We start from the raw sequence: 12209 nt of genomic DNA, 5'->3' as shown, positions 1-12209 counted from the left end.
CAGGCCGATCGACCAGCCCCCAACGTGACGCTGGCCTCAGAAGGGCGAGGATCGTGGCCGCGGTAGAAGCGGCCGGGAGGAATAGATGCGCAAGAAAGGTCGACGCGCCAAGCATTCCATTCAGCATATCTATTTGTATTCTTATGTTGTCCCGGCAAGCTTTCGGCGATAGGAGCACCGCCGCCCACACTTCGTTACATAATGCTACATGGCATTTGTTAAATCCATCAAGCATTTACGTATAGATAAAACATATTTTTGATCGAGATCAAAATATTTTTTATACGCCTTTTGAACTACTGAATGGCATTTCATGTGCCGTATTTGATATCCACATCGCATTTTCCGGGAAGGATACCAGCGACTGCAAGCCGCGAGCCAACAGTAGGTGAATCGAGCACGACGACACCCACGGCGGGGCATATCCGAATGTCTATCCCTGCGCGATTCCTACTCGCTTAGTCATAACCCTAGGGGGCTACCGGCAGGAGCAGAATGCTCCCCGACCAGCGACGCTGAGTCACGGGACTCGGACCAGTGCTATTCGCCGCTTCGCGCTACTCGCGCCAACTTGATCGCCTCGTCCATGACTGCGTTTGCAGCTAGGCGGGACTTGATTGGCGTCCCCTTTGGCGAAAGGCCGGGAAAGAAATCAATACCCGCGTCACGATTGGCGTGCGCGATCCGTTTCAGATCGCGAATGCGTGCGTAGCAGGCGGAGAGGTTCAGGTCGTGCTCGCAGCCCAGGAAGTGATAGGACTCATGAATCGCAACCTCGGACGGAGAATTCAACAGCTGATTCAGCGAACGCACCTTCGCGACGACATAACCCCGCGTCCGCGTCGGCGTGTCCACCGCCCCCAGCACCTCTACGCCGACCAGCCCCCACAGGAAATCGCCGAAGTTACGCCCCACAAGCGTCAGCAGACGATCGCATGGCGCTTCCAGCGGACGGCGCCACACGTCGCTGACGATTCCCTCCAACGCGAACCCCGAGCGCTCCCAACGCCTGATCCACGGAACGCTGACGTCCAGCCCGAACGCGGCAAACTCCTGCCGCACCTCATCCACCAGCTGCTTCGCATCGTCGTCGGTGACGCCCTCGTCCGCGAGCACACAGACCCGCAATTCCTCCCGCGGCCCGAAGTCCATGGCCTGAAGGGCCTCGGCCTCCTGCAGACCAACGGTCGTACAGCCGGCAGCGGTCACCACCAGGGGAAGCAGCAACAAGGACGCCAAGATTTCGCCGACACGGGCGAGCAGGCGACAAGACAAAAGCGCAGGATGGTTGGCTGGCATGGCGACCCCCTACAGCTGTCGTTTCATGACCAACCCGAGGCATTGTGCGTGCCACAATTTTTTTCAACATCAGATCAAACACTTGCAGCGCACCATCAGCAAGCCGAGCGCCGGCTGTAAGATCGACCGACAAACTCCCCCCGAAACATCGGCGTGAAGAAGTTCATCCCGTGTCAAGCAAGGAATGCACAGGCGCTTGCGGAAATTTTTGGCAGTCGCGAGAAGAAAGTCTCGGCTCGGTGCACGACGGTCGCCCATCGGCTAATACGAATAGTTATATCAATCCTTTTGCCATAATCCTTCAGCATTGACGCATCCAATACCCGTGCCCCCCAAGGCGATTGTCGGAATTTCTTACATGCGGCTCGGCCAGTTTCCTGCCCCACAGTGGGGTCGCATACCGTCAGCCCCCAACGCCCCCGATTTTGCGACACACAATTCGCATATCCCGATATAATGCGCGCTCAATTTTGAGCAAAATGCATCATGCATTCAGCGCCGCACCGCCCGATGACCCCCAAGGACGAAGCCCACTTCAAGCTCCTGCGCATCCTCGAGCTCGAACCCGACATCACCCAGCGCGAGCTGGCGCGGCGGCTGGGGGTGAGCATGGGCAAGGCCAATTACCTGCTTAACGGCCTCATCGAGAAAGGCCTGGTCAAGGCAAGCAACTTCAGCCGGGGCGACCACAAGCTCAACAAGCTCATCTACCTGCTCACCCCCGCCGGCTTTACCAACCGGGTCCAGCTCACCCGCTGCTATCTCGCCCGCAAGGAAGCCGAATACGAGGCCCTGCACATCGAGATCGAATCCCTGCGCCAGGCACAACTGGAAGCGGAGAGCAAGGGCCTATGAAACCCGGCTCGATCAGACCGCCACTAGCCCACGCTCGCCCCTTTCGCATCCTCCGTCCGTAATCAGCCATACAAACGTCAACCATGCACGCCCTCTCGGACATCAAACTCGCCGTCATCGGCCTCGGCTACGTCGGTCTGCCGCTCGCAGTCGAATTCGGCAAGATCCGCCCCGTCATCGGCTTCGACATCAACCCCGCCCGCGTGGCCGAGCTCCAGGCGGGGCAGGACCACACCCTGGAATGCAGCCCCGAAGAGCTCGCTACCGCCCGCCAACTGCGCTTCAGCGCCGATGCGGCCGATCTGAAACAGGCGCAGATCTTCATCGTCACCGTGCCCACCCCGGTCGACCAAGCCAACCGGCCCGACATGACCCCGCTCGTGAAGGCCAGCACTACCGTGGGCCGCGCGCTCAAGAAGGGCGCCATCGTCATTTACGAGTCCACCGTCTATCCCGGCGCCACCGAAGAAGTCTGCGTGCCCGTGCTCGAACGCGAAAGCGGCCTCGTCTTCAACATCGACTTCTTTTGCGGCTACAGCCCCGAACGCATCAACCCCGGCGACAAGGAACACCGCCTGCCCACCATCAAGAAGGTCACCAGCGGCAGTACACCCGCCGTGGCCGACACGGTCGACGCGCTGTACGCTCAAATCATCACCGCCGGAACCCACAAAGCGAGCAGCATCAAAGTTGCGGAAGCCGCCAAGGTCATCGAAAACACCCAGCGCGACCTCAACATCGCGCTGATGAACGAGCTCAGCCTTATCTTCAAGAAGCTCGGCATCGACACCCTCGAAGTGCTGCAAGCCGCCGGCACCAAGTGGAACTTCCTGCCCTTCCGTCCCGGTCTGGTGGGCGGCCATTGCATCGGCGTGGACCCGTACTACCTCACCCACAAGGCGCAAGAAGTCGGCTACCACCCCGAAGTCATCCTAGCCGGCCGCCGCATCAACGACGGTATGGCCGCCCATGTCGCCGACGAAACCGTCAAGCTCATGCTGCGCAAGGGCATCCCGGTGCTCGAGAGCCGCATCCTGGTGCTAGGCCTCACCTTCAAGGAAAACTGTCCCGACGTGCGCAACACCAAGGTCGTCGACATCGTCCGCACCCTGCAGGGCTACAACACCGTAGTCGACGTGTATGACCCATGGATCGACCGCGACGAGGCCCGCCACGAATACGGCATCGACTGCCTGGCCCACGCACCCCGGCCCGGCCACTACGCCGCCATCGTGCTGGCCGTGCCCCACCAGCAATTCGTCGAACTGGGCGAGGCGGGCATCAAAGGCTTTGGCATGCCCGGCGCAGCCGTATTCGACGTCAAGAGCATCCTGCCCTACGGCGCAGCCGACGGCCGACTGTAAGGGGCACATCACATGACCCGCTACGAACAACTCCCGCAAACCCTGCAGCAGGCCCCTAAAATCTGGCTGATAACCGGCGTGGCCGGCTTCATCGGCTCGCACCAGGCTGAAACCAGTTGAATCTTGAGCAGCGGCGGGGTTTGGACATACGAAATAAATAAACCTTAAACCTCTGACTTATCAATGTATTCATGATCTCTAGATTTCGAAAATGCAAAATAACGTGACTGATAGCAGCCTGCCTACCAGAAGCGTTGGACTACTTGCCTCCGAAGCATGTACTCGTGGCGGAATCCAGTCCTTCATGCTTCGTATTGCGGAAGTGATTGGCACGTTGCAGAACAAGCGGCGCATCTGCGGCGGGATCTGCCTCAGTCTCAATGACAGCACTGACGAACTGCGCCGGCATCCTGCGATACCGGGATCCATCGAGGTCTGGGGAGGCAATCGGTCAAAGCCAAGTTTGGTCGCCCACGCCTTGATATCGGCACCCAAAGTTGATGTGCTTTTTGTCGGGCATCTTGCGCTGGCTCCGGTTGCCTATGCACTCAAAACGCTTGGGCGGGTGAATGCTTATTACGTGATTTTGCACGGCATAGAGGCTTGGCGGAAGGTTCCGTTCATCAACCGCCTCGCGCTAAAAGCCGCTACGAGAATCATCGCCACCACCCGCCATACCGCGGACGTCTGTGCTCAGCTCAATGAAATCCGTCAAAGTCTATTTCGCATCATACCTCTGTGCGCCGACGAGCGCCTGGGCACCCCCTCGACTGCATTCAAGTTGAGCGGTGCCGTAAAACTCCTTTGCGTTGCGCGCCAGGATAAGTCGGAGCGCTATAAGGGCTTTGAAGACATATTCAAAGCCCTCCGCGTGCTCAAGCCTGCGAACGCCTCAATTCACCTGAATTTGATCGGGTCTGGTGGCGACCAGCCGAGACTGAAACAGGTATGTGCAGACCTTGGTGTAGCGGATCAGGTCACTTTTTGGGGCAGTTTGTCGGACGAAGATCTCGCCGCCGCCTATCACGACTGTGACATATTTGTCATGCCAAGCAAGAAAGAAGGATTCGGTATCGTTTTTCTTGAGGCGATGGGTCAAGGAAAGCCATGCATCGGGGGTAACCATGGAGGAACCCCTGACGTTATCGTGCATGGGGAGAGCGGCCTCCTGGTTGAGTACGGCGACGTGCCGATGTTGGCAGAGTACATCCGCAAGTTGGCCGACGATGCCGCGCTCAGGCAGAAAATGGGGCGCAAAGGGCGCGACTTGATCGAGGGGAAGTTCAGCATCCGCAACTTTGAATTGGCTTATGAACACTGCGTGTTTGAGGCGCTGTGACGATGCACCGGAAACGTTCCCTCGTATCTGATGGTGCTTGGGTGGCCGTTTTGCAAGGGCTGTCGGCACTCGGTCAATTGATCGGCGTGCGCCTATTAACGGAAATTCTGTCGCCGAGCGTGTTTGGCCAGGTCAGTTTGTGGCTGGGAGCGGTTGCTTTGGCCTCGGCCGCCATCGCCAACCCCACCATGCAGGCATTGCTGCGTTTTTATCCGGAATATTTCCTCCGTCATCAGGGGCCCTTAGTCAAGGCGGTGGCCCGTCATCAGCTAAGCAAACTCGCCCTGTACGTCCTTCCACCAACCATTCTCGCCGCAGTGGCGGGCCTGTGGTTCGATTATGTGAACGCCTTTGATCTACTCATGCTGGCCCTGCTCGTTGTTGTCGATATCGCTCGCATGGGCAATATGGCCTATATGAACGCGCTGCGGGCATTTCGCCCCTGTGGAATTTGGGGGGTGATCGAAGCTTGGGGGCGGCCAATTTGCGCCTATTTTCTCGTGTCGGTGTGGCACATGGATACAAGCCTAGTACTGCTCGCCTTTCTCGTGGCTTCCGCGACCAGTTGGTTTGTCATGCGCCGCTACGTGCCGAGCGATGAAAGCAACAAGTACTCCGAGGGCGAGCAGCAGGCACTGGCCCATCGTTTCTGGCTTTACACCCTGCCGCTCCTGCCGCTGGGTTTGATCGGCTGGGTTTCCGGGATGGCGGATCGCTACATGATCGGCGCACTATTGACACCGGCCGACGTTGGCCTCTATGTGGCCCTCTACGGCTTGGCCAGCCGCCCTGTGGGCATGCTTGGCGGCATTATCGAAACAACGGTTCGCCCGGCCTACCAACAAGCCTTGGTTGAAGGCAATTCGGCCCTGGCTCGCCGTTACCTGAAAAAATGGGCCTTGCTGGTTATTTGCGGCTCATGCCTTGCTACAGCGATGACTGTGGTCGGGCATTCCTGGATAGCCAGTCTGCTACTTGGAAGCCAATATCAGGGCGTCTCTGAATTGTTGCCATGGATTGTCGGAGGCTATTCGTTCCTCATCCTTTCACATGTGGCGAACCGGGTCTGCTACGCGAATGAAGCCACCAAGAGGGTCTTCATCGCCGAAACGGCGGGCGCTATTTTTGCAGTCGTCATCGGTTTTTTTTGCATCCTTCAAAAAGGCTTGTGGGGTGCAGCGACTGCCGTTCCGGCATATTTCGGTGCCCAACTGATCTTGTCCTACGTGTTGGCTAGGCCTTGGCTCGACTGTGAGCGTAGGACAGCCTGAGATGACCAAAGTCGCATTTATGCCCAATCTAATCCCATTGCCCCGATCAAGCGCGAGTGGCTGCGGCGGGAGCCATCGATGATGATCTCTCGCTATTCCTTGCTCGGCTTGGTCTGGGGTTTTCTTGGGGTGCTCGTCATCGTCGCCTTTCCTGCCGACGCCTGGCAGGCAACCGTCGGCGTGTTGATGCTGGGGCAAGCCTATTGTGGTGTGATTGTCCTGCATCGATTCCGACTGACCGAAAAAGCGGTAATGCCGGATTTCCTGACGCTTATGTTGCTCATGCAGCTATTCAGCAAAACGCTGACTGCACTCGGCCTCGTTGTCTCTGGAAATGCTGCTGAGGCAGGCATGATTGGCGCCGTGCTGGCAGTGCGCGAGATTGTCCCTTTCGAGTATCAGTTCCAAGCAGAACTGGTATTCCTGCTCGCCGCGATTGTATTTACGCTGATCTGGCGTCGGCTTGAAGGCAAGCATCCCGTTTCGATCATGGTTGAGCCTGCGCCTCGCACGATGTTCATGATCTATGCCGTTTCATTGGGGACATATCTACTTCTGAGTGCCGCAGGTCTCCTCGCGGCACTCGGGATGACGGCTGAGCTTCTACGGTTGTTCTCCATTGGGGCGATTGCCGTTCTGCTCGGCGGTCGAACCAAATACGCCCTTGGCAAACCTAAGTCTTGGCTTGCGCTGCTTGCGCTCTTCCCTCTCTACGTGATGGCACTCCAGACCGGCATGAAAGGCGAGGCAGCGTTAGTTTCATTGCCCATCCTGTTGCCCATTTTTCGCCGCATGACCTTGAATCGCGCCATGCTTCTATTGGGCTGCGCTGTCGTCATCGTGGTCTTTCTCTTTCCATTTACTCAGGAATGGCGGAAGGCCAACTGGGAACACGCCGGTGGCAGCGCGACGCAAAAAACAGATATCGCCGAAGTGGCTTCGCGTGTGATAGCGCGGTGGGAGCGCGATGGCTTTACGGAAACGGCAGCAGAAAGTGCCGCCAACTGGCTGACGCGAGGCGCCTCTGCGGAGCAGGGTGGTCTGGTGATGCAGATCGCTGAACGCGATGGCCTGATCGGGCCGGTCCTGATTGAAGGCCTCGCGAGCATTTTCATCCCCCGTTTCTTGTGGCCAGGCAAGCCGCAGTACATGCCGGGTGCCTGGTTTACGTGGTATCTCGGCAAGGCTGATAGCCCCGAGTCGGCAACCACCTCGACCGCGATGATGCTGCCGACCGAGTTGTACTGGATGTTCGGCATCCCGGGGGTCCTGATCGGTATGGGCTTATTAGGCTGGCTCTATTTTGCGACCTCGCGTTACTTGATCCAGCGCGCCACTTTACACCTGATTCCCTTGGTCGGTTATTTCGCCTTTCTGGCGAGGGCAAGTGGCTTGCAGGAAATTCACACGATCTATGCAGCCTCCTCGCCCATCGTTCTTCTTGTCTATGTCATGATCTTCGATCGCTTGCAGAGAGCGTTTTTCCCTGGGCGGCTAAGAAAGATTTCAAAATTCAAATCTCTCAACGAAATGATCCGCCGTGATTAAACCGTCATTTAGCATCCTGATTATTGGCAAATACTATGCCGAAGGGTTTGCGCTGCACATTGCGGAGACGCTGGTGCAAATGGGCCATTCCGTCAGGCGCTTTGAACCGGGCTTACGCTCCGCGCGCAAGAAAGGGAAGTTGTGGCATCGCTTCGACCAGATTCTGGGCGTTGTGCATGCGGCAACCGATAGCCTACCGAGCATTCGCGCCCGGCGCATGCATGATCTTTGGCAGACCGTGGAGCAGCAACCGCTGGACGTCATCATCGTCGCGCATGATTTTCTCTGGCCGGACGAGGTTGCGGAACTGAAGCGCCGCAGTGGTGCACAAGTGGCAATGTGGTTTCCTGATGCGATCGTAAATTTCGGCCGTGGATTCTTCATGAATTCGCCATACGACGCTCTATTCTTCAAGGACCCTTTCATTTGCCATGCCTTGGGCGACGTGCTGAAAAGTCCCGTCTATTACCTGCCAGAGAGCTTTAACCCTGAGCGCCATTGGATCAGCGAGGAGACGCTCGGCGATCTCACTCCCTATTCCTGCGATATTACGACAGCCGGGAATCAGCATTCCTGGAGAGTTGCCTGCTACAAGCACCTCTCCGATTACAACGTAAAACTATGGGGCAACCCTGCGCCGCTATGGATGATGCCCGGGCCAGTCGCGGGTATGCACCAAGGCCGCGGGGTTTATGGCCATGAAAAGGCCCGAGCCTTCAGAGGTGCAAAGATCGTCGTCAACAATCTGCACTGTGGTGAGGTTTGGGGTGTCAATGTTCGTTGTTTCGAAGCGGCAGGAGCTGGAGCCTTCCAGATGGTCGATTGGCGCCCCGGTATTGCGCATCTCTTTGACGACGGGGCCGAGCTCGTGACTTTCAGGAGCATGGCCGATCTAAAGGTAAAGATTGATTACTGGCTGCCAAGAGAGGATGAGCGCCACGTTATCGGGCAGGCCGCCATGCGACGTGCCCATGCCGAACATACCTATCGTCATCGGCTGGAGTTGTTGCTGGATACCTTGGCGGGAAAGCAGAAAGGGTTTACCCAAAACAGCGATGCCATTCCGCTAGGCAAAATATATAAATAACTCCCGCTGTTACGGCATTATAGCCTTCTCTGCAATGTTGACATTGAAAATGCATATGACGTCGCTAGACCCATGCCATCTTTGCTGCCCCCGGCGCGTCTTGGCTCTGATATTTTCCCTGAGCGGGCACGCGTGATGATTGAAGATTTTTACGTTTCCACCGTTCACACCATACCTTCAGTTATTCAGGACGCTGGCGGACCTTCCTATTCTGTGGTGCGCCTATGTGAATCATTGACGGCTCAGGGTCACGACGTAACATTGGCGGCATTAGATTGGCATCCTACAAAATGCAACCGGCCATTTTTAAAGTTATTTCCTTTGGGGCAGGGCCCTAAACGCCTTGGCCGTTCTCCGGAAATGTATAAATGGCTACAAGGGCAAGCCAGGACCGACGGGCGGAAAGTCTTCCATAATCACAGCTTATGGATGATGCCGAACGTGTATTCTGGATTGATTCGACGTGGCAATAAGTCACCATTGATAGTCTCTCCCAGAGGCACGTTGTCGGATGTTGCATTAAGAATCAATAAGTGGCAAAAGAGGCTTTTCTGGCACACATATCAAAATAGAGCCATACGACAGGCGAATTGCTTTCATGCAACGGCTCACAACGAATATCAAGATATAAGAAACAGCGGCTTTGAACAACCGGTCTGCGTATTGCCAAACGGCATAGATGTGCCGGATTTGATAAAGCGATCAACCGGGGAGCGCAAGCGCCTATTGTTTCTTGGAAGAATTCACAAAATCAAAGGCCTGGAAAATCTGTTGCGGGCATGGGAGGCAGTCTTCAGACGTTACCCCGATTGGGACTTGCAGATCATTGGCCCTGATGCTGATGGATACTTGGCTGAACTGCAAAGCCTTGCAGCTCGATTGAATGTTGGCCGGGTGACATTCCATGGACCGCTGTATGGTTCGCAAAAACTAGCCGCTTATCGAGATGCGACATTAACTGTTTTGCCGACCTTTTCAGAAAACTTTGGGATGACCGTGGCCGAATCATTGGCCGCCGGAACTCCTGTAATTGTGACAAAAGGGGCGCCTTGGGAAGGACTGAGGGAGCGAAAAGCTGGGTGGTGGATTGATGTGGGTGTTAATCCTTTGGTGGAGTGCCTGGACGACGCCTTGGCCATGGCTGAAGACTCGATTATGGCGATGGGAAGGCGCGGACACGATTGGATGCTATCGGACTTTTCTTGGAATCGAATCGCAAAGGAGATGTCTGGCGTGTATAGATGGCTAATTGATGGCGGGGAAATTCCGTCTTGTGTTCGGCTTGACTAATGTTTGGCAGCGATGGGCTCTGTTATTTAGGCTTAGTGGCATCGGAGTTTATATGAAAAGCGAGCAAATTTCTTTAAAGCCTTCGAGACCTTCGTTTAGCATAGCCACAAAATTACGCTTAGCCCTCTGGCTGCTTATCCAAAAAACCCTATTTAAATACTCTCCGTCAAAACAATTGCGGGTATTTTTGTTGAATTTGTTTGGGGCAGCGGTAGAGAAAAATTGTTATATATCATCCAATGCGGTTGTCTATATGCCATGGAATTTACGGATGGGTGAGCGCTCTTCAATTGATTTTGATACGTTGGTTTACAATCTAGACATTGTTAATATTGGCAGCTATGTATCGATATCATATGGCGTAAACTTAAATACAGGATCGCATGATTATACTGATCCGTATTTTGGATTAGTAACCCGTCAAATACAAATTGGTAGCGGTGCATTTGTCGGCGCAGATGTTTATATCGGCCCGGGTGTTCGCATTGGGAGGATGGCAGTCATTGGAGCGCGCAGCGTGGTTGTTAAGGACCTCCCGGAGGATGCTATTTGTGTTGGGCATCCCTGTGTTCCCATTAAAAGGAGGGAGTTGGTCAGAGGAGCTGATGCTTAGGTTGTTTTGTATTAATTCGAGACAATAATTTTGCATATGGCATATTTTGGGCGAGATGTTTCTGAACTGAGGCAGGACGGCGTGTCCGTAGTCATTCTTGCTTACAACGAAGACAAGAATATCGCCCAGGCCCTGACTTCCGTTCAGGGTTGGGCGAACGAGGTGTTTGTCGTCGATTCGTTCAGCACGGATCAGACGGAGTTGGTGGCTAGGCAATTCGATTGTGTGTTCGTACAGCACAAATTCGAGAATTACGCCAAGCAGCGAAATTTTGCGATCGATCGTTTGCCAATTCGCAGTGAATGGGTTTTGTTTCTGGATGCTGATGAATGGTTGCCGGATGCTCTAAAGCGGGAGATCTCAGCGCTGGTAGCGCGCTCGCCGGAAGAGAACGGCTTTTTTATTAAGTGGCGCTTGATCTGGATGGGGCGCTGGATTCGCCGGGGTTATTACCCGACCTGGATTTTGCGGCTGTTCCGGCATGGCAAGGCTCGCTGCGAGGACCGGGCCGTTAACGAACACCTGGTGGTCGATGGCAAAACCGGTCGCTTGCGCGAGGATTTCATGCATGAAGACCGCAAAGGTGTGAGTGACTGGATTGCCAAGCACAACGGCTATGCCACGCGTGAAGCCGTAGAGTTGTTCAATTCCCGCGATGCTGCGGGCTATCAGGAAATCGACGCCAAATTATTCGGTACCCAGGCGCAACGCAAGCGGTGGTTGCGTTACAAGGTGTGGAATCGAATGCCGCCTTTGATCCGGCCGTTTTTCTATTTCTTCTACCGTTATGTTTTGACGGGAGGCTTTCTGGAAGGCATGCCAGCGTTCATTTACCACTTCTTGCAGGCGCTTTGGTATCCGCTGCTTATTGATATCAAGTATCTCGAAATGAAGTTGTTTTCGTCAGACGCTACTGCCGGAGTAAAGAAATAGCTTTATGACTATTTGTCGCCATTTCCGTGGAAGTCTGTGTCTTGCCTGCCTCGTGTTGATCGGATGCTGGGGGTCGGCTGGTTTGTTCATGGAAGGCGAGGATGGGTTGGATGAACTTGCCCCCCTTATTGTTGTTCTTGGCGGCGGCGTGGCCGGGGAGCGATTGAACATAGCCTGTGACCTGTTCCACATGGGACATGGACGCGAAGGAGTGGTATTGACCGGGGGCAATCAGGAGCGGTTTGTCCCTGACCGGGTTGAGGTCATGAGGCAGTGCGGGGTGCCCGATTTGTTGTTGAAGCAATGGCCGAGCACAGCGAACAGCTTTGAGGAAATGCAGGCGGTGGAGCGCGAATTGGCCGGAGATTCAAGATGCATTGCGATTGTGGTTAGTGACGCTTTGCATATGCCCCGACTTCGTTATTTGCGAAATCGCCTCGGCCTTGCAGGTTCTGTCTATTTGCGCCAAAGCCGGTTGATTCATCGCTTTGACCTAGATTATGTATTTCGCGTGGTTATGTTCTGGTTTCGGGAACCTTTGGCCTATATTTACTACCGCATGCGGTATTGACAATTTTGCGCTTTGATGTATTGGCGTATGTCTGTACGG

11 protein-coding genes are annotated in these 12209 nt (G+C 55.2%); 10 read left to right on the top strand and 1 reads right to left on the bottom strand.

From position 1 onward, the window contains the following. Positions 1-540: 540 nt before the first annotated feature. Positions 541-1299, bottom strand: coding sequence for a hypothetical protein (locus tag AZKH_RS26155; protein ID WP_015434554.1), 759 nt, complete (start codon positions 1297-1299; stop codon positions 541-543). Positions 1300-1785: 486 nt separating this feature from the next. Between AZKH_RS26155 and AZKH_RS04485 the strand changes: the two genes are divergently transcribed. The 10 genes from AZKH_RS04485 (at position 1786) to AZKH_RS04450 (ending at position 12170) form a co-directional block, all read left to right on the top strand. Further along, positions 1786-2154 (top strand): MarR family EPS-associated transcriptional regulator, encoded by a 369-nt coding sequence (locus AZKH_RS04485; RefSeq protein ID WP_015434553.1) that lies wholly within the window; start codon positions 1786-1788, stop codon positions 2152-2154. Positions 2155-2237: 83 nt separating this feature from the next. Beyond that, on the top strand, positions 2238-3518 hold the full coding sequence (gene tviB, locus AZKH_RS04480) for a Vi polysaccharide biosynthesis UDP-N-acetylglucosamine C-6 dehydrogenase TviB (RefSeq protein WP_015434552.1): 1281 nt from the start codon (positions 2238-2240) through the stop codon (positions 3516-3518). A gap of 304 nt (positions 3519-3822) precedes the next feature. Further along, complete coding sequence (locus tag AZKH_RS04475; protein WP_041655907.1) at positions 3823-4857, top strand: glycosyltransferase family 4 protein; 1035 nt, start codon at positions 3823-3825, stop codon at positions 4855-4857. Between the two features lie 2 nt (positions 4858-4859). Beyond that, entirely contained in the window at positions 4860-6128 is a 1269-nt protein-coding gene (locus AZKH_RS04470) for a lipopolysaccharide biosynthesis protein (RefSeq protein ID WP_041655906.1), read from the top strand. A 78-nt stretch (positions 6129-6206) separates the two neighbouring features. Further along, positions 6207-7676 carry a hypothetical protein gene (locus AZKH_RS04465; RefSeq protein ID WP_015434549.1) on the top strand — a complete coding sequence of 490 codons (1470 nt, stop codon included), beginning with the start codon at positions 6207-6209 and terminating at the stop codon, positions 7674-7676. Beyond that, entirely contained in the window at positions 7669-8763 is a 1095-nt protein-coding gene (locus AZKH_RS04460) for a glycosyltransferase (protein WP_015434548.1), read from the top strand. The genes AZKH_RS04465 and AZKH_RS04460 overlap by 8 nt, the downstream gene beginning before the upstream one ends. Positions 8764-8898: 135 nt before the next feature. Next, positions 8899-10053: a glycosyltransferase gene (locus AZKH_RS26660; protein ID WP_083902987.1), complete on the top strand. Its 1155-nt coding sequence runs from the start codon at positions 8899-8901 to the stop codon at positions 10051-10053. 52 nt (positions 10054-10105) lie between these two features. Next, positions 10106-10666 carry a DapH/DapD/GlmU-related protein gene (locus tag AZKH_RS26655; RefSeq protein ID WP_015434546.1) on the top strand — a complete coding sequence of 187 codons (561 nt, stop codon included), beginning with the start codon at positions 10106-10108 and terminating at the stop codon, positions 10664-10666. 81 nt (positions 10667-10747) lie between these two features. After that, positions 10748-11599: a glycosyltransferase family 2 protein gene (locus AZKH_RS04455; protein ID WP_041655904.1), complete on the top strand. Its 852-nt coding sequence runs from the start codon at positions 10748-10750 to the stop codon at positions 11597-11599. Between the two features lie 88 nt (positions 11600-11687). After that, the gene (locus AZKH_RS04450; protein WP_172642453.1) at positions 11688-12170 is read left to right on the top strand and encodes a YdcF family protein; all 483 of its coding nucleotides are present in this window, start codon (positions 11688-11690) and stop codon (positions 12168-12170) included. Positions 12171-12209 lie beyond the last annotated feature (39 nt).

Origin of the sequence: Azoarcus sp. KH32C (assembly GCF_000349945.1) — a bacterium.
Classification (GTDB): domain Bacteria; phylum Pseudomonadota; class Gammaproteobacteria; order Burkholderiales; family Rhodocyclaceae; genus Aromatoleum.
The sequence above is the reverse complement of the archived record's forward strand: the minus strand, read 5'-3'. Positions and strand labels throughout refer to the sequence as shown.